Genomic DNA, 2,015 nt, shown 5'->3' with positions numbered 1-2,015 from the left:
TGGAGTCCGCGCCCGCCCCCAGCCCCCCGGCCGAGCCACCCTGACCACCCGCAAGAAGGGCAACCCCCAGGTCCAGCTGGGGTGGCTTCCGGAGGAGTGAGCTACTGGCCGATGGGCTGCGGAACACCCTCGACGAGCCCGGACTCGTCGAGGCAGCCCAGCCCTTCGGCCACTGCCCGGGATACGGAGTTGACAATCGTCATTCGTGCGTCAGGATCCATTACTCCAGAACGAACATTCAAATTTCCCACCAGGACCTTATCCACCGGAACATTCTCAGCCGAGCATGGAAATTCAATAATTGTTGCATTGGCCAAGATATATGCACCCGATCCCGTTTCATACGAATGGATTATGTCACCTTCGGTGAAGTTTCCACGCATCCACGAGAAGGATATCGTCAGCACCGGAAGATAGGAATCAGTGGGGGTGTAAATTCTGCACAGGTCATTCGCCCACTCACCCTCCTTCAATCGATCAAGGGCTGCAGAAAATTCCCCCGGAGAAGAATGCGACAACTCACCAAATGTAGTTACGCCAGATATTCTCTCCAGCGCCTGGATGGCAGGGCCCGAAATCGATCCATTGCAGACTTCTTCAGCGACAATATCCGGAGGATCCGGCTCCTTTCCATCTACCGAACAAGAAGAAATTATCAAAAGGCCAGCACACGCGCCCAGGACCCTAATTTGGCAGGTACCCATAACTTTCATCACTCACCAGCCCAGAACCGTAGGAAAGTTTCACAAAGTTCTTCTGATTTGATATCACGCTGTCGGAGACATTTTCACCAGCCGAATCTACATACCTGTCCAGCAGCTCCGCAATATCACCCTCTCCGGCTTGATGGAAGGAGCTTCTGGACATCTGTCCAGCTTTTTCTGCCTCGTTGCCCCGATCGGACCCATCATCAATGAACCCTTCGAAGAAGGTCGTCAAAAACTCTCCTCCTATATCGGCCCCAATGGGAACAAGGAGTGCACTCAGGCCACCAGTGGCAGGGGCTGCCAAGAACGCCACTCCCGCCCCGACCCCAGCCCCAACCGCTGACCCTTTCCATTCGGCAGCGCTTGCAAGAGCAGCCTGAGCCGCTTCTGCATCCCCCACATAATCCGCTGCCACCTGCTCGGCTCGCGCATGGTCGAGAATTCCACGGACTTCACCTCCTGCAATAAGGACTTTAGATCCGGCCAGGAAATTTTCTTCACTGGTGGGCGGGAACTCATCCAATTTTCCCAGCATATAGACGTGCTGAAGCAACGTGGCACTCTCGTAAGCGACTTCATCTTTTCCAATTACGCTGAGAAATTGAATGCTCGAATATCTCCCGGATTCAAGCGTGTCGCCATATGGGGTCGCAAAGATATCGGCATGGTCCGCATCCTTTTCATCCCCCATCCCAGAAACCGCATAATTGATGTCATCCATGTACATACCAGCCATGAACCCAAGTGCCGAGCTCATTTCCGGCTGGTTGCTGAGAAGTTCCGGATCGAGGGTTCCGTACAGATGCATCACTTGATCCATCACCCTCGCCGAGTCGACCGTCCGGAAGTCTCCAATAGCACCTTCCTCCAGGCCGGATACATCGAGACTGCCGGGCGAGATGCCCGTCGTAGCGGCCACCAGGGCTTCACCCATCATGGGGTGCACACCGATCGTGTCAGGGACGAACGCATTGCCACTGCTCCACCACGTACGCTCCTGGGAAAGATAGGCGAGGTGAGGGTTGATCCCCGATTCTCTGTCAGCAGGATCAAAATCTTCAGGGGCTGCGAAGAAGGCGGTGGAGGCTTCCGGGTTGTGACTCAACGCACTCATATAGCCAACAACAGGGTCCCAGCCGAAGTCGTCCACCTCCCCGAAGCTCAGACGCATGTCGGACTGCCACAGGCGCCAGTTCGGTGCTCCGGAGGAACCAAGCACCGGATCTGAACCACCGCCATACTCAGCGACGAACTCCATCTCGAAGTTCATCAGGCCGTCGCCATAGTCGAGAAGAAATTCGGTCTCGT

At 55.4% G+C, this 2,015-nt stretch carries 1 protein-coding gene and 1 pseudogene; both read right to left on the bottom strand.

Features of this window, described 5'->3' with window-relative positions; translation table 11 throughout:
* Positions 1-101 precede the first annotated feature (101 nt).
* Complete coding sequence (locus AC5WRL_RS28030) at positions 102-407, bottom strand: hypothetical protein (protein WP_496091486.1); 306 nt, start codon at positions 405-407, stop codon at positions 102-104.
* Positions 408-684: 277 nt separating this feature from the next.
* Positions 685-2,015: pseudogene (locus AC5WRL_RS28025) on the bottom strand (hypothetical protein); the annotation flags it as partial.

The organism is Streptomyces sp. NTD107 (assembly GCF_059510435.1).
This window is presented reverse-complemented; position numbering and strand designations above follow the sequence as displayed.